The organism is Rhodoferax sp. MLSD5-FHT05B10, assembly GCF_058793415.1.
Window position 1 is genome coordinate 306,482 of record NZ_JBXAFT010000003.1, and the last position, 15,336, is coordinate 321,817.

12 protein-coding genes and 1 riboswitch are annotated in these 15,336 nt (G+C 61.9%); of the genes, 11 read left to right on the plus strand and 1 reads right to left on the minus strand.

The genetic code is table 11. The annotated features are described in order from the left end of the window. The first annotated feature begins 4 nt into the window (after positions 1-4). Positions 5-793, plus strand: a complete 789-nt coding sequence (locus tag AC1Q5W_RS06670) for a UDP-2,3-diacylglucosamine diphosphatase (RefSeq protein WP_492643352.1) — start codon at positions 5-7, stop codon at positions 791-793. A 3-nt stretch (positions 794-796) separates the two neighbouring features. On the opposite strand, the gene AC1Q5W_RS06675 is transcribed toward AC1Q5W_RS06670, so the two are convergent. Next, entirely contained in the window at positions 797-3,550 is a 2,754-nt protein-coding gene (locus tag AC1Q5W_RS06675) for a DUF349 domain-containing protein (RefSeq protein WP_492643353.1), read from the minus strand. Positions 3,551-4,465: 915 nt separating this feature from the next. On the opposite strand from AC1Q5W_RS06675, the gene AC1Q5W_RS06680 reads away from it, so the two are divergent. The 10 genes from AC1Q5W_RS06680 to ribD all read left to right on the plus strand — a co-directional run bounded on the left by AC1Q5W_RS06680 (position 4,466) and on the right by ribD (position 15,325). Further along, on the plus strand, positions 4,466-5,284 hold the full coding sequence (locus AC1Q5W_RS06680; RefSeq protein WP_492643354.1) for a lytic transglycosylase domain-containing protein: 819 nt from the start codon (positions 4,466-4,468) through the stop codon (positions 5,282-5,284). 17 nt (positions 5,285-5,301) lie between these two features. Further along, positions 5,302-5,435, plus strand: a riboswitch (ZMP/ZTP riboswitch). Between the two features lie 44 nt (positions 5,436-5,479). Continuing rightward, a complete protein-coding gene (gene glyA / locus AC1Q5W_RS06685; protein ID WP_492643355.1) occupies positions 5,480-6,724 on the plus strand; it encodes a serine hydroxymethyltransferase in 1,245 nt (414 codons plus the stop codon). A gap of 19 nt (positions 6,725-6,743) precedes the next feature. Further along, the gene (gene nrdR / locus AC1Q5W_RS06690; protein WP_492643356.1) at positions 6,744-7,193 is read left to right on the plus strand and encodes a transcriptional regulator NrdR; all 450 of its coding nucleotides are present in this window, start codon (positions 6,744-6,746) and stop codon (positions 7,191-7,193) included. Between the two features lie 87 nt (positions 7,194-7,280). Beyond that, positions 7,281-7,925, plus strand: a complete 645-nt coding sequence (locus AC1Q5W_RS06695; protein WP_492643357.1) for a GspH/FimT family pseudopilin — start codon at positions 7,281-7,283, stop codon at positions 7,923-7,925. Continuing rightward, positions 7,919-8,506, plus strand: a complete 588-nt coding sequence (pilV, locus tag AC1Q5W_RS06700) for a type IV pilus modification protein PilV (RefSeq protein WP_492643358.1) — start codon at positions 7,919-7,921, stop codon at positions 8,504-8,506. The genes AC1Q5W_RS06695 and pilV overlap by 7 nt, the downstream gene beginning before the upstream one ends. Then, positions 8,503-9,438, plus strand: a complete 936-nt coding sequence (locus AC1Q5W_RS06705) for a PilW family protein (RefSeq protein ID WP_492643359.1) — start codon at positions 8,503-8,505, stop codon at positions 9,436-9,438. Before pilV ends, AC1Q5W_RS06705 begins: the two co-directional genes overlap by 4 nt. Continuing rightward, positions 9,425-10,006, plus strand: a complete 582-nt coding sequence (locus AC1Q5W_RS06710; RefSeq protein ID WP_492643360.1) for a pilus assembly PilX family protein — start codon at positions 9,425-9,427, stop codon at positions 10,004-10,006. The genes AC1Q5W_RS06705 and AC1Q5W_RS06710 overlap by 14 nt, the downstream gene beginning before the upstream one ends. Before the next feature lie 29 nt (positions 10,007-10,035). After that, positions 10,036-13,671, plus strand: coding sequence for a pilus assembly protein (locus AC1Q5W_RS06715; protein WP_492643361.1), 3,636 nt, complete (start codon positions 10,036-10,038; stop codon positions 13,669-13,671). A gap of 32 nt (positions 13,672-13,703) precedes the next feature. Then, the gene (locus tag AC1Q5W_RS06720; protein ID WP_492643362.1) at positions 13,704-14,192 is read left to right on the plus strand and encodes a type IV pilin protein; all 489 of its coding nucleotides are present in this window, start codon (positions 13,704-13,706) and stop codon (positions 14,190-14,192) included. A gap of 2 nt (positions 14,193-14,194) precedes the next feature. Beyond that, positions 14,195-15,325 (plus strand): bifunctional diaminohydroxyphosphoribosylaminopyrimidine deaminase/5-amino-6-(5-phosphoribosylamino)uracil reductase RibD, encoded by a 1,131-nt coding sequence (gene ribD, locus AC1Q5W_RS06725; RefSeq protein WP_492643363.1) that lies wholly within the window; start codon positions 14,195-14,197, stop codon positions 15,323-15,325. The last annotated feature ends 11 nt before the right edge of the window (positions 15,326-15,336 follow it).

Here is a 15,336-nt window from a genome sequence, read left to right on the forward strand (position 1 = left end):
CGGGATGGAACTCCACGCCCCATCCCGCTGGCGCTGCATCGACATCATTTCGGACCTGCACCTGCAGGAATCCGATTCGGCAACTTTTGAGGCCTGGCGCCACTACCTGGAGCACACCGCGGCCGACGCGGTTTTCATTCTGGGTGACCTGTTCGAGGTCTGGGTGGGAGACGATGTGCTCACCTTGACCGCGGGTTTCGAGCACCGATGCGCCGACGTGTTGCGTTCCGCTGCCAACCGGCTGGACCTGTTCATCATGCATGGCAACCGGGATTTCCTGATGGGACCGGCGCTGATGCAGGCCTGCTCAGCCACTCTGCTGGAAGATCCGGCCGTGCTGGCGTTTGCCGGTCAGCGCTGGTTGCTGACCCACGGCGACGCCCTGTGCCTGGACGATACGGCTTACATGCGATTTCGGGCAGAGGTGCGCAGCGCGCCCTGGCAACGCGATTTTCTCGCCAAGCCCCTGCCCCAGCGTCTGGCACTGGCGCGCGGCATGCGAACCCAAAGCGAGGCACTCAAACACAGCGACACCGTGTACGCCGATGTGGACAGCGCGGCTGCCAACGCCCTGCTGCATGCAAATGCAGCCGACCACATGATCCACGGGCATACGCACCGCCCCGGCAAGCACGCGCTGGACGCCGGTCGGGAGCGGCTGGTACTCAGCGACTGGGACCTGCGCGCGCAGCCTCCGCGCGCCGAAGTCCTACGCCTGCGCGCCAACGCCACCGGCCACGCCAGCACCGTGGAGCGACTGCCCCCCGCCATGGCGGGAGGCACCCCTTGCTAACCCTTACTTCCTGAGCAGCACCTTCAGGACATTCTGGACACGGCGGGCAACAGGCGCGCTGAATGGTCCGGCCAGCACCGCCGCGCTATCCTGCCCCCAGGTCTGAGCCGGAGCGGGATCGTTACGGCGGGTCAGCAACTGCAATTGCAGGCTGCGACGCGCGTCCAGGTCTTCGGCCGGTGTGGGCACTTCGGCAGCCATCTCCAGGCGCAGCAGCGCCACATGTGGATCGACCGGCTTGACGGCAACCGCACCCTTGGCCTCGCCGCCCAGCGCCTGCACCCAGGCGGCACGCACGGCGGGTGCCGCCCGGTTGCCCAGTTCCTGGGTGCCGGGCACTAGGCTGGGGTCGCGCTTTTCCCAGGCGGTCAGCAATTGGGTCAAGGCTTCGCCATGGGCCTGCACAGCCAGCTTCTTGAGGGCCAGCTGGGCATGCTCCAAAGCGTCGCGCTGTGCCCGGAAAGCGGCGTCACCCAGGCGCGGTGCCTCGGAACGGCCCTCCGCACCAAAACGGCCCGAGGGGCGGCCACCGTCACGCCCATCGGGGCGGAGGCCACGATCACCCGGGCGCTGGCCCGGCTTGGCGTCACGCGAGCCACGGGCGCCGTCGCCGCGGTCCCCCCATTTGCCGGGGCGGCCTGCGGCCGCCGCGGGGACTTCCTTGCGGGTTCCCGGGCGGTCGTCACCGCGCGCCGCCACCACCGGTTTGGGCGCAGCCTTGGGTGCTGCGGCCGGCTCGGCAGGTGCCGTGGCCGTGGTTTCGGCATCTGGAGTTGCTATTGTTTCTGTAGCTGTCTGCGCATTGTCCACGGGGGCTGCCGTCACATTTTCAGCAGATTCCGGGGTTTGCGCCATGGCCTTGGCCTGGCTTTCCTGCGATCCGGCCGTTTGTACATCGGCCTGCGCCTGGGCCTGCCCTTGCAGGGCAGCTTCCAGCGCGGCCATGGCTGCGCGGATGGTTTGGGCATCGCCGCTGGCGTTGGCGGCGTCCAGGGCTTTGGCCGCTTGCAGCACCACGCGGTCGCGCTCGCCCAGGGCGGATTCGGCCTTTTCACGTTCGGCCGTCTTGCGGTTGAAGGCGTCGTCAATGGGTTTGCGGAAGGCATCCCAGAGCTTTTGTTCCTGGCGGCGGTCCATGGGCACGCGGTGCGCCTGGGCCTGCCAGCGCTGCTGCAGGGCTTTCACGGCATCGATGCGCAACTCGGGCGCGGCGCCCAGCACCTTGGCTTCCTCGATCATGGCGTGGCGCAGGGCCAGGCTCTCGGTCTGCAAGGCCTCCAGCGGCGCAGCCGCCTTGGCAATGGCAGCCTTCCACAAGGGTTGCAGTTCGGCAAAGGCTTTTTCGCCCAGATGGCCGGCCTCGCGCCAACGGTCGCCAAACTGGTGCAGGATGCGGTTGAAGCCCTTCCAGTCGTCGTCCAGCGCAGTGGTGTTGGCCTCAGCCCAGGCCTTCACTTCCTCAATCAGCGCCAGGCGCTGGGCCTTGTGCTCGGCCGACTCGGCGCGGACCTTGTCCAGCCAAGCCTCCACCACCTTGTGGGCCTCGTTGCAGGCTTCGTCAAAGCGTTTCCACATGGCGTGGTTGGGCGCGCCGCCCTGGTCCGTCTGTTTCCACTGCTCGCGCAGGGAGCGCAGGGTCTCCTGCATCTTGCGTCCGCCCATGGCCTGGCCTTCGGGGCGCTTGAGCAGGCCTTCGGCCTGGGCCACCAGGGCCTCGCGCAGCTGGTCGGCGCGCCAGCGCTGCCAACCTTCCAGCTCACCGGCCGCTGCCAGGGCGGCATGGGCCTGGTTTTCCAGCTTGTCGTCAATGACTTTCCCAAATTCCTTGAGGGCCTGGCGCAGTGCACCGGCCGCGCCGGCACTGGCCTTGCCATGACCTTCGGCGATTTCCAGCTCCAGGACAGACAGGACTTCCCGCACCTTGGCCGTGGCCTGGGCGCGCACCTCCGGGTCCACCTTGGGCTTGGCCTGCCGGGCCACCGCCTCGACGGGCACACCACGCGCCACGCGCAACTCATCGGCCCACACGGGCACCGGCGGCAACGCGGCGGTCACATCCTGCGCGGCCGCCACGGCGAGCGTCAGCGCTCCCTGGAAAGCCTCCCACACCACCAGCAGTTGACCCCGCGAGGCCTCCAGCAAGGGGGGAAATTTCGCATCCACGCTGGCCCAACTGGTATCGGCCACCAGCTGCGCGGCCTGCACCTGCCACTGGTCCACGTCTATCCGCAAGGCATCCAGCACGTTTTGCGCGTCTTTCCAGGATTTGGTCGACAGCACCTCAATGCGCTGCGCCAGCAACACCGCGGCCTCGCGCTGCACCTGTACCCGCCGCTGCAGGTCTTCAATAACCCGTACACGTTCGGCCAGTTCGGTCTTGAGCAAAGCCAGCGGCTCCCGGCTCAGCGGCGCCCCCGCCTTGGCGGCGTCGCGTTGCCAGGCCAGGGCATCGGCAATATTGAGCTTGGCCATGTCCAGCAAGGCCCGGGCCTTGGCCGCCCATTCGGCTGCCAGCGTCTCCTGACCCTTGATGCGCCGGGCCTCATCGAGCTTCTCGCGCACCAGCTTGGCGGCGCCCTTGTCCTTGACGCTCAGTTCCTTGAACACATCGGCCAACTGCTCCGGGCTGGGGCTACCCAGCAGCCACTCCCGCACGCGCGCCGCACGCTCACCGGCCGTGGGAGCGGAAAAGGCGCCACCGGTCAGACTGTCTAGATGGGCAATATCGTTGTTTTTGGTGGGAGAAGTCGACGTCACGGTAGGCTCGGGAATAGGTTGAAGGGAAATCTGCAACTGCGTATTTTCGCCGCGAATTGGAAGATGCCCAGTGGATTTTGTCCGGTCCGGCGCAAACCCGCTCGCCAGGCCTTCGCTGCAGTGCCTGGATTTACGATGCATTCACCATCAACCGCCCGTCAATACTGCGCATGCAGCTATCAAAAAAGTAGCATGAACCATTTATCGATCGCCACAAAGAGCCACCGCGTCGACCCACCGTAGGGTGCTTTGACCGCATTCCGGCTACCCGCGTCCCCAGGGAGTGCGCACGGTGCCTATATATATGAGGTGCACAAACGAGAAAGCCCGAACCCAGACCATCAGGTCCGGACCCGGGCTCGACGGCTGACCACAGGTCCATGCCGTCTGGGCTGACACGCGGGAGTTTGAGGTCCCATGGTGTCTAGGAGGCAATAGATTGCCTCCTTGAAATGTCGGGGCCGCTTCATCGCGCTACCACAATGGTATGGACTGGCTACTGCCGACACCTGCCTGTGTTTAACAGGCGATTCCAGTCTAGTAACGGCCCTGGCCCATTGCAAATTCCTCTTTCAATGGGCTTTGTCACACCGATTGCCAGATTTTCTGAGCGCTCGGCCATGTTCGGGAAAGCCGCATCAGGCTTGCCTCTGCGGCCTTATTTAGATATGTCAAGCATATCAATCATGATTTATATGGTTGACTTCGTATATTGCAGCCCCCTAGAATCCGCCCATCCCAAAATTTGACTAGGGATAACCCGCATCCGCTGCCGAACCCGGCATATTCAAATCGCTGCACATGTCGAATCGACGCCGCAGGATATTGATAGCGTACCAACCCAAACGGGGTGTCTGAAACGGCCTGCTGCCCTGCAGTGGCCAGCCCCAGACCCACGCCAAAGAAGGAAGAGCTATGACAGCGACCCAAAAATTCACCAAGGGCCTGGCAACATTTGCCACCGACATCGCCCAAGGTTTCTTCGAAATCACGCACAACGGCTTTGCCCTGCTGGGCTTGGCCGTGATGTTTGCCGTGATCACCCTGACTGCAAGGCCGGAAATCCGCCAGGCGAGCGAGGTCCAGCTGATGAGCTGGCTCCAAGCGCGCCAAAGCGCCGTTACTGGCGTTACCGGCGTTGCCGACAACGTGGAAGCCGTTGACCGGGCGACCGCCACCAACCCGCACAGCCTGCCCAAGCAACAGGCGGCCGTAGCCTACTGGCTGAGCAAGAAGTACAACGTGGCGCCCGAGCCCCTGAGCGCGCTGGTGGCTGAGGCCTACGAAACCGGCAACCGCGCCAAGCTCGACCCCACGCTGATCCTGGCCATCATGGCCATCGAGTCGGGCTTCAACCCGTTCGCCCAGAGTTCCGTGGGCGCTCAAGGCCTGATGCAGGTCATGACCAAGGTCCACAGCGACAAGTACGAAGGTTTCGGCGGCAAGCTCGCCGCCTTTGACCCGGTTTCCAACCTGCGCGTCGGCGTCAAGGTGCTGCAGGAGTGCATTGCCCGCGCTGGCTCCATTGAAGGGGGCCTCAAATTCTACGTGGGCGCCGGCAACCTGGAAGACGATGGCGGCTATGCCGCCAAGGTCCTGGCTGAGCACAACCGCCTGCAAATGGTGGCATCGGGCCGGGTGGCGACGCCCATCCTGCCGCAAGCCATACCGGTGACGCACCCGGTAAAGCCCCAGGATGCAACCGAAAACCTGGCCGGCCATTTCAACTCGTAAGCGGCGTCAGGTAAAATCCTCCTGCACGCGACTGGCGATAGGCGTCTGAACCCGCAGCGGTTCTTGGCGTTGACGTGGGACACCACTGGGAAGCGTGCCGTGACCACCCTGCAAGGGCGGGCACGTTCAGCCGTTCGCCTGGGCAGCCCTTGTCTCATCTCATGTGAACAAGGTTCATTGTCTTAAAGGACTGCCATGTACAACCGCAACATCCTCGTCGAACAAGCCGATCCCGAACTGTGGACCGCCATCCTGGCCGAAAACGCCCGCCAAGAGCACCACATCGAACTGATCGCCAGTGAAAACTACGCCTCCCCCGCCGTCATGGCCGCGCAAGGCAGCCAGCTGACCAACAAGTACGCCGAAGGCTACCCCGGCAAGCGCTACTACGGTGGCTGCGAATACGTGGATGTGGCAGAACAGCTGGCCATTGACCGCGTCAAGCAGATTTTCGGCGCCGAAGCCGCCAACGTGCAGCCCCACTGCGGCGCATCCGCCAACGAGGCCATTTTCCTGGCCTTCCTAAAGCCCGGCGACACCATCATGGGCATGAGCCTGGCCGAAGGCGGCCACCTGACCCACGGCATGCCCCTGAACATGAGCGGCAAGTGGTTCAACGTTGTCTCCTATGGCCTGGATGCCAAGGAAGCCATCGACTACGACGCCATGGAGAAGAAGGCCCACGAAACCAAGCCCAAGCTGATCATCGCTGGCGCCAGCGCCTATTCCCTGGCCATCGATTTCGAACGTTTTGCCAAGGTCGCCAAGGACGTGGGTGCCATCTTCATGGTCGACATGGCCCACTATGCCGGCCTGATTGCCGCAGGCGTCTACCCCAACCCGGTGCCCCACGCCGACGTGGTGACCTCCACCACGCACAAGAGCCTGCGCGGCCCCCGTGGCGGCATCATCCTGATGAAGGCCCAGCACGAAAAAGCCATCAACAGCGCCATTTTCCCCGGCCTACAGGGTGGCCCGCTGATGCACGTGATTGCCGCCAAGGCCGTGGCGTTCAAGGAAGCCCTGACGCCCGAGTTCAAGGTTTACCAGCAACAGGTGCTGAAAAACGCCCAGATCGTGGCCGAAACCCTCACCCAGCGCGGCCTGCGCATTGTGAGTGGCCGCACCGAGAGCCACGTCATGCTGGTGGACCTGCGCGCCAAGGGCATTACCGGCAAGGAAGCCGAGGCCGTGCTGGGCAGTGCCCACATGACCATCAACAAGAACGCCATCCCCAACGACCCCGAAAAACCCATGGTGACCAGCGGCGTGCGCATCGGCACCCCGGCCATGACCACTCGTGGTTTCAAGGACGAGGAAGCCCGCATCACCGCCAACCTGGTGGCCGACGTGTTGGACAACCCGCGCGATGAGGCCAACATTGCCGCGGTGCGCGCCAAGGTCAACGCCCTGACCGCCCGCTTCCCGGTCTACCGCTGATCCGGGGATTGCACGAGCCATGAAGTGCCCCTTCTGCAGCCACTCCGAGACCCAGGTGGTGGAAACGCGGATTTCTGAAGATGGGGACTTCATCCGCCGCCGGCGCCAATGCGGCTCGTGCGAAAAGCGCTTCACCACCTACGAGCGCCCGGACGTCAACTACCCGGCCATTGTCAAGAAAGACGGCCGGCGCATCGAGTACGAGCGCGCCAAGCTACTGGCCTCGTTCAAGCTGGCACTGCGCAAGCGCCCGGTCAGCACCGAACAAATCGACAGCGCCATCGAGCGGATCGAAGAAAAACTGCTCAACCTGGGCCTGCGCGAAGTGCCCTCCGCCCGCATTGGCGAACTGGTCATGCGCGAACTGAAGAAGCTGGACAAGGTGGCTTACGTGCGTTTTGCCAGCGTTTACCGCAGTTTCGAAGACATTGACGAATTCAAGATGCTGGTAGACGAGGTGCGGCGGTAGGCCAATAGGCCACCGTTCATCTCCCCAATCTGCCCGGTTGTCAACCGCCGGTTGCCAAACCGGCGTGCTTCGCAGAACCTCGGGGGCATGTGGAAAAGACCATCCTGCCCTGATACCGGACGAGCGCCCGGAAAACGCCCCATCGGCTCACTGCCGCAACGCGGGTTCACGCTGATTGAACTATTGGTGGTGGTAACCATTGCCGCCATCTTGGCGGCCATCGCTGTGCCATCCTTCATGGGCCTGATTGCCAACTCCACGGTTTCAAGGGCCGTCAACAGCTTCATCGGAGACACCCGATACGCCCGCGGCGAGGCCATGCGACGCGGAAAAAGCGTCACGATGTGCCGCAGCAATGCCCCGCTGGCCGCCGCCCCTACGTGCTCCAGCGGAGACGGGCTGGCTGTCGGTGGCTGGATGGAAGGCTGGGTGGTGTTTCTCGACGAAAACGGGGACGGCACGTTCGACAACGGCACGGACACCGTCTTGCGCGTTCAAGAATCGTTGCGGGGCATCGGCGACTTTTTTGCAGTCAGTGCCAGCCCCTCGGTAAGCGCCGTCACCACCGGAAACAAAATCATCTACGACGCCAACGGCCGTGCCGTGGGTCAACAGGGGCGGTGGCTGGTTCATGCCCCCGGTTCGCTGAACAGTGATGCAAGCTATGCCCGTACGCTGTGCCTCAATTCTGTTGGTCGAGTCCGCCTGCAAAAGGGGGAGTCTGCATGCTAAACGCATCCACGCAAAGCCATTTCGCCAGCCGAAGTCTGCGCACGCAGCGTGGCGCTTCGCTGCTGGAAGTGCTGGTTTCCATTTTGCTCATGTCCTTCGGTTTGTTGGCAATGGCAGGCATGCAGGCCTACTCCGTAGCGGCACAGAAAAATGCTGCAAACCGCGCCGTTGCGAGCGCGCTGGCCAACGAGCTGGCCGAAATCATCCGCTTGAACCAAACCGGTTTTGCCGCCGGCAACTACGACGTATCCAAGCTGACGGATGCGGCGCCCCCGGCGGAAGCTCCGTGCGCGTTTCCGACCTGCAATACCGCGCTGCTTCTGGCAACGGCCGATTTGACAGGCTTCCAGAATCTCGTACGCAAACAACTTCCGCTGGGCGGCGTGGAATTGTCGCGCCCTACCGTTGGCGGGGTCAAAAGCACAACCGAAGCCGATTTATGGATTGTCTGGGAGGAACCCGGTGTCCTCAACACCCTTAAAAATGGAACCTCAACCGAAATCAATGCCGACAATTGCCCCGCGACCGCCAAAGCCCTGGCGAATTTGCCGCGCTGCTTTTATATGAAGGTGCAGCTATGACACGGCACACTCTGCACCATCCTGCCCACTCGCGCAACCACCAAAACGGCGTTACGCTGATCGAACTCCTGATCTCCATTACTTTGGGACTGGTTGTAGTCGCCGCCCTAGTGGTGATTTACACCTCAGGCAGCACCGCGACACGCAACGCGCAAGCCCAAGCCCAAATGAATGAGGATGCCCAGATGGCCCTGGACGTTATCACCCAGGAGTTGCGCCGGGCCGGCTACAACCCAGTCCGATCGGGTGGGGCCGTCAACGACCTGGGGCAAGCCGGCTGGAGTCTCTTTGCCTGCGACACGGGCTTTACAGACACCAAGCTCGCCAACGTAAGCGCCCTGACCTGCAACGCCAGCGGTAGCGATGCAGCATTGGCCGTAGTTTACGAAGGTGACCCTGCATCCGGAAAGTGGAGCAAGAAAGCGCTCCCCACAGACCCGACATTGCTGCAGGACTGCCTTGGAACGGGCGTTGCAGCAACCCCTGGCCCGCCCAGCTATTACAAAATGCAAGCGCGACTCTACGTTGCCAACAACGCGCTCAACTGCCGGGGCAGTGGCGACCTGACACAAACACAGGTACTTGCGGAGAACATAGAAAGCATGTCGCTGAGTTTTGCTGTGACGGACCCGGCCGTATTGAGCAGCCAGACCGTTATGGGCTACCTGACTGCAACTGAGATCAACACGCCCGTTGCCTCACTCGCCGCCTGGACGAGCCTACAGCGCTGGAACAAGGTGGCGGCAGCCCGGGTGTGCGTCGTAGTCACCAGCGAAAACCCGGTGCTGCAAGATCTCAAGGAAGCCGCCAGCAACCCCACCTACCAGGATTGCAGCGGAAACAATGTGGATATCACGGATGGGAAAATGCGGCGAGCCTATCGCACCACGGTCTTGCTGCGCAACCATGGAGTAGGTTATGCGGATTCCTGATTCCTTCTCCCCCCCTCAAGGCGGGCGCCAGCGGGGCATCGTGCTGATTGTTGTCCTGATCATGCTGATGGTGCTGTCCATCCTGGCCAGTGTGTCCATCCGCGGTGCCTCCTCTACCGAACAGGTAGCCAACCAGAGCCGGTTGAAGGCTCTCGGGCAACAAGCTGCCGAGGCGGCACTGCGGTACTGCGAGGAACAGGTCCAGCTGAACGCACTGGATGGCACCAAGGGATTTGCTCCCGAAGCCGCACCGGTCGGTGCCGGCGTCAAATACAGCTGGGAGATCATGAGCAACTGGGATGCCATTGACGGCGCGGTCACACCATGGATCCTGGCCGGAAATCTGAAGACGCTGACGGCCGCCCAATTCAAGGCTTCCGGTGACGCCGGAGCCGTGACCTACTTCAAACGGCCACCGGAATGCATGTCCCAGTATCTGGCAACCGGAGATACCAAAGTGTTCGTCACAACAGCCCGGGGTTTTGGCCCGGAAGTGAGCGCCACCAAGGACGGCAATGTTCCCAAAGGCTCCGAGATCTGGCTCCAGTCTGTGGTCACCATGAAATAAAGCGCGCAGCTTGCTTGAAAGGACTCCCCATGCAAACCCCATTCCTCCGCCGAACCGGCTTGCACCTGTGCTTGCTTGCAGCCACCGGCACAGTCGGCGCCACGGTATCGCAAACCCCCCTCTTGAGCAAGACTGTGAACGTGCGACCCAATATCGCCTTGGTGCTGGATACGTCGGGCTCCATGGACTGGGACTGCGTCTACGCCAAGCACGTGAACGACGCGCTGACCAAGGACGGCCTGTCTGCCAGCAACATTCCCGGCTTGACCACCAGTTGCCTGTCGGCCTCCGACATGCGCCAGTCATCGCCCGTCAATAACAAGTTGTTCTACGACCCCAAAGAGACCTATGGGCCGGGTTATGTTGCCGGCGTCCTGCAGTCCAACGCTACTTTGCTCACATCGACCCTCACGGTCTACTTGCCCAAAGCCGGGGTCGATCCGACAACGTTCTCCACGTCCAATGCCATCAAGGACACCACGATTTACGATCGGTATGACGTTACAAAATCCACGTTCAAGTTCAATACCGTTTCGCAGTCTGCCAATCCATTTGGACCGCATAACGGGACACGGACTGACTGCGCCGGCACAACCTGCACCCTCGACGAGGAACGCCAGAATTACGCCAACTGGAAAGCGTACCACTACAAGCGCATCCTGGCGGCAAAGACCGGGCTCTCCGGCGCCTTTGTCAACCAGGCGGACAACTTCCGGCTGGCCTATACCGATATTTACAGCAGCCTGAGCACCATGACCGATTTTGCGGTGGCGCAAACGGCCTTCTACACTTGGTTGGACGGTCGCGTGGCCAACGGCGGAACCCCCCTGCGCACCGCGCTGGACAACGCAGGGAAGTACTACCAGAGCACGGCCAATACCGGCCCGTGGGGCACCAAACCGTGGTCCCCCCCGTCCGAAAAAGCCACTGATCACCTGTCGTGCCGTCGCTCCTACACGCTGATGATCACGGACGGTTTCTACAACGATTCCTCGCCACCGTCCCCTGGCAACGTCGACTCCAAGAAAGGACCGGCACTTACCTACGCCCTCGACTCAACCAAGACGTACCAATACACACCGGGTGACACAAACGATGTCCGAAACAAGGGCAAGTCCGATCTGCCCAGTGGCAGCGGTGGCTACAGCGACACCCTAGCGGACATCGCAATGAAATACTGGGTCACTGATTTGCGTACCGACCTGGCCAACGACAACGGCAAGGGCAACCCCACCGACCCACCGTTCTGGCAGAACATGACCACCTACATGGTGAGTTTTGGTGCACCCGGAACGATGACCGATGCCGACGTGGCAAAGGCAAAGGCCGGCACCCTGGCCTGGGTTAAACCCACAGCAGACACCTACTCCGCCATTGATGACATGCGCCATGCCGCGCACAATGGCGGCGGAGACTTTCTGACGGTGAGCAATGCACAGCAATTCACCACCGACCTGGGCAACGTCATTGGCAGCATTGCGGGCCAGCAATTTTCACAGGCTGGCGTAGCAGCGACGGCGGTGACACTGCAGACAGATACCAGGAAATTTATTCCCTACTACACCAGCGGAAGCTGGTGGGGCAACTTGCAGATGATTGACTTGACCAACAGCGGAGGCAATGACAGCACTGTGTGGCAGGTTATCAGTACCGATTCCAACGGACAGCCTACCGGCGTAACAACCCTGCCGGTCCCGGGTAACCGCAACATTGTGGTGTGGGCTGATGCCAGCAAACAGGCGGTTCCCTTCACCTACGCACAAATCACCACCGCAGCAAACAGCCTGAAGGGCACCAACACCAATATGCAGATGAGCAACAGTGTCACATCCGACATTGTTGATTTCCTGCGCGGAGTGCGCACCAAGGAAGGCATAGGTTTGCGCAAACGCAGTGCCGTTTTGGGCGACATCGTCAACTCAACCCCTGCATTCGTCAAGAACAACACCAATCCCTTGTATGAACAACTACCCGCCAACACACCGGGCCTGTCGGGCTACGCTGCCTACATGACGGCCAAGGCGGCTCGTACCGAAGGGGTGTTGATCGTCGGCGCCAATGATGGCATGGTCCACGCCTTCGCCGAAGGTACTGGGACCAACGCCGGCGGCCGCGAAGTGTTTGCCTACGTTCCTCGATCCGTATTGGGGAAACTGGAGTCCTTGACGCAAAGCGGTTACACCTATGCCCACACCTACACGGTTGACGGCCCCTTGATCGAAACCGACGCCTATGTCTCAACCCCCGATTTGACAACCGGCACGCCAGCCACGGGCTGGCGCAACATCGTCGTCGGCACCACAGGTGCAGGGGCCAAATCGGTCTTTGCCCTCAATGCAACCAATCCGCTGGGCATGAATGGTCGTGCCGTACTGTGGGAAATCAATCCCGACCCTGCTTTCCCGACCGTATCCACCAACACGACTACTGCGTTTGCCGAATTGGGCAGCGTGCTGACGCAACCCCAAAGCGGCATTACCGTCAGTGGAGACTGGGTCACCATTTTCGGTAACGGCTACGACAGCAAGTCAGGCAAGGCCAGTTTGTTCATCGTCAACACCGGTACGGGGCAACTCCTCAAAGAGATCACCACAGACTCGAAAACCAGCAATGGCCTAGGCGGTATCCGCTTGGTGCTCAACAGCAACCAGCAGATCATTGGAGCCTATGCCGGAGACCTTCAGGGACGGGTGTGGAAGTTTGACCTGAGCAGCACGCTCTCCAGTGGATGGAAACTCGGCAACGGTGGCGTTCCTCTATTTACCGCCATGAGCGGAGCCACGCCTATGCCTATCACGGCGGCGCCCGCCGTCTTGGAGCGCACCGACCAGGCCAGCTTCAAACCCAGTTACCTGGTGACCGTCGGCACCGGCAAATTGATTGAGGCCGCCGACCCCAACGTGACATCGCCAACCCAGGCAACCTACAGTCTGTGGGACCAGCAGCCCTTTGGCTCCACTACAGCCGTCACCATCAACGAGTCCGACCTTGAAAACATTCGAATCAAAGCGGTTGCCACAGGCATTGATCCCACTACGGGGTCCACAATCAACGCCGGGGGCATTACCAATTTCTACACCGTGGAATTCAGCAGCCCGTCCGTCACCAAGATGGACTGGACCACCAAACTGGGGTGGAAAATGAATCTGGATGTCAATGCCGGCCAGCGGGTTATCTATCCGGTTCAAATGCAAGGCGAAGTCGTCAAGATCGATACGGTTGCTCCGCAGGCCAGTACCTCCAACTGTGTTTCCACGTCCAGCAACGCCTTGAGTCTGTACGTCGATCCGCTGACCGCGGCCTGCCGGATCGGCGGCACACTGGATACCAACGGCGATGGGAATATCGATGCCAGCGATGCCAATGTCTGCGCCTACTCCTCGCTGGCCGACGGAATGGATGTGGTTCTCAAGATTCTCGATTCCACAGGCGCAGACACCGGCCTGCGCGATATCCAGGACTCCTCCGGCCACATCAATGTTCGCGTCACTGGTGGCTCAAAGCCCGATTGCACCAACCCTATTTATCTAGCGGCGAATCCGGATAAATGCCCCACCGGAGGAGGCACTTGTGCGGACGCCGCATACCGTGCGGCCCACCCCGGAACCTGCCCCGGATCAACGCTCAACCGGTCGTGGCGACAAATTTTCCCGCGCGCCAACTGAAACGGCTGCCATCTCCCTGAAAATGCGCATGTATGAAAAATAAAATCATTGCCTCCCGTCGCCGCATGGCCGGTTTCACCCTGATCGAACTCATGATCGTGGTGGCCATCGTGGGCATACTCGCCAGCATCGCCCTGCCGTCCTACCGCAGCTACGTTGCCAGGGGATATCGCGCTGCGGCCAGGGCCCAGCTGATGCAGGCAGCCCAATACATGCAGCGCTTCTATTCCGCCAATGACCGCTACGATGCCGAACGCACCGGCGTCAACTCCATCTGGGTCAGCATGCCGGCTAGCCTGATGACCGCCCCGACGGACGGTACCAAGCTGTACGAGATATCGAATACTGGGACCAACGCCAGTTCCGCTGACCAAAGCACCTTCACACTGATCATGCGCCCCATCTCCGGAACCACCATGGCCAATGACAGCTGTGGCGGGTTCACCCTGACGCAAACCGGCGCCAAAGGCATCACCGTGGCGGGCGCGACGGCGGACAAAATCGCCGAGTGCTGGCGTTAGTCGTGGCACCTTCCCTGCTTGAAACACCCTTGCGTCTGGCGGCGCAGTCGGTCAACATCACCTCCCCCAACCCCCGCGTAGGGTGCATTGTGGTGTCTCCGGACGGACAAACCCTCGGCCAGGGCCACACCCAGCGTGCCGGCGGCCCCCACGCTGAAATCATGGCCCTGCGGGACGCCCAGGCCCGGGGGCACTCGGTCAAAGGGGCTACCGCCTACGTCACGCTGGAGCCCTGCTCCCACCAGGGCCGCACCGGACCATGCTGCGATGCCCTCATTGCCGCTGGCATCAAAAAAGTGGTGGCCACCAACACCGACCCCAACCCGCTGGTGGGCGGACAAGGATTTGAGCGGCTGCGGGCTGCGGGCGTGGAAGTGGAAGTGCTGCCCCCGGACGATCCGCTGGCCATCGTGTCCCGCGAGCTCAACCTGGGTTTTTTCAGCCGCATGATCCGCAAGACCCCCTGGGTGCGCATGAAAGTGGCCGCTTCGCTGGACGGAAAAACCGCCCTGGACAACGGTGTCAGCCAGTGGATCACCGCTCCCGAAGCCCGCGCCGACGGCCACGCCTGGCGCGCCCGGGCCTGCGCCGTGCTCACCGGCATTGGGACCGTGCTGGCCGACCGGCCCCGGCTGGATGTGCGTCTGGTTGAAACGCCCCGCCAGCCCCACGTGGTGGTGGTCGACAGCAACCTGCAAACGCCCCTGGATGCTCCTCTTTTCATAGCTGGCCGCGCAGTATTCATCTACGCTGCGCGCCAGAATGATGCCAAAAAACAGGCCCTGGAAGCCCGCGGTGCCACGGTTGTCTACCAACCCGGCATGGACAGCGGCGGCGTCCCCACCGGCCAGGTGGATCTGGCGGCGATGCTGCTGGACCTGGGCAAACGGGAAATCAACGAACTGCACGTAGAAGCCGGCCACCGGCTCAACGGAGCGCTCATCCAGGCGGGTCTGTTAGACGAATTGCTGCTCTACCTAGCCCCCAAACTCCTCGGGCAGGGCCGCGATATGGCCCATTTTGGCCCCTTGAGCGCGCTGGAACACGCCTTGCAGCTGGATTTTCGGTCCACCGAAAGGGTTGGCCCCGACCTGCGGATAGTGGCACGCGTGACCGGCAGAGACCATTTTTAGCCAAGAAGTTT

What these genes read in the sequence shown, in the direction of transcription:
- AC1Q5W_RS06670 (WP_492643352.1), top strand. Translation starts at nt 5, where the DNA reads ATGGAACTCCACGCCCCATCCCGCTGGCGCTGCATCGACATCATTTCG.
- AC1Q5W_RS06720 (WP_492643362.1), top strand. Translation starts at nt 13,704, where the DNA reads ATGAAAAATAAAATCATTGCCTCCCGTCGCCGCATGGCCGGTTTCACC.
- pilV (WP_492643358.1), top strand. Translation starts at nt 7,919, where the DNA reads ATGCTAAACGCATCCACGCAAAGCCATTTCGCCAGCCGAAGTCTGCGC.
- AC1Q5W_RS06710 (WP_492643360.1), top strand. Translation starts at nt 9,425, where the DNA reads ATGCGGATTCCTGATTCCTTCTCCCCCCCTCAAGGCGGGCGCCAGCGG.
- AC1Q5W_RS06680 (WP_492643354.1), top strand. Translation starts at nt 4,466, where the DNA reads ATGACAGCGACCCAAAAATTCACCAAGGGCCTGGCAACATTTGCCACC.
- glyA (WP_492643355.1), top strand. Translation starts at nt 5,480, where the DNA reads ATGTACAACCGCAACATCCTCGTCGAACAAGCCGATCCCGAACTGTGG.
- AC1Q5W_RS06705 (WP_492643359.1), top strand. Translation starts at nt 8,503, where the DNA reads ATGACACGGCACACTCTGCACCATCCTGCCCACTCGCGCAACCACCAA.
- AC1Q5W_RS06695 (WP_492643357.1), top strand. Translation starts at nt 7,281, where the DNA reads ATGTGGAAAAGACCATCCTGCCCTGATACCGGACGAGCGCCCGGAAAA.
- AC1Q5W_RS06715 (WP_492643361.1), top strand. Translation starts at nt 10,036, where the DNA reads ATGCAAACCCCATTCCTCCGCCGAACCGGCTTGCACCTGTGCTTGCTT.
- nrdR (WP_492643356.1), top strand. Translation starts at nt 6,744, where the DNA reads ATGAAGTGCCCCTTCTGCAGCCACTCCGAGACCCAGGTGGTGGAAACG.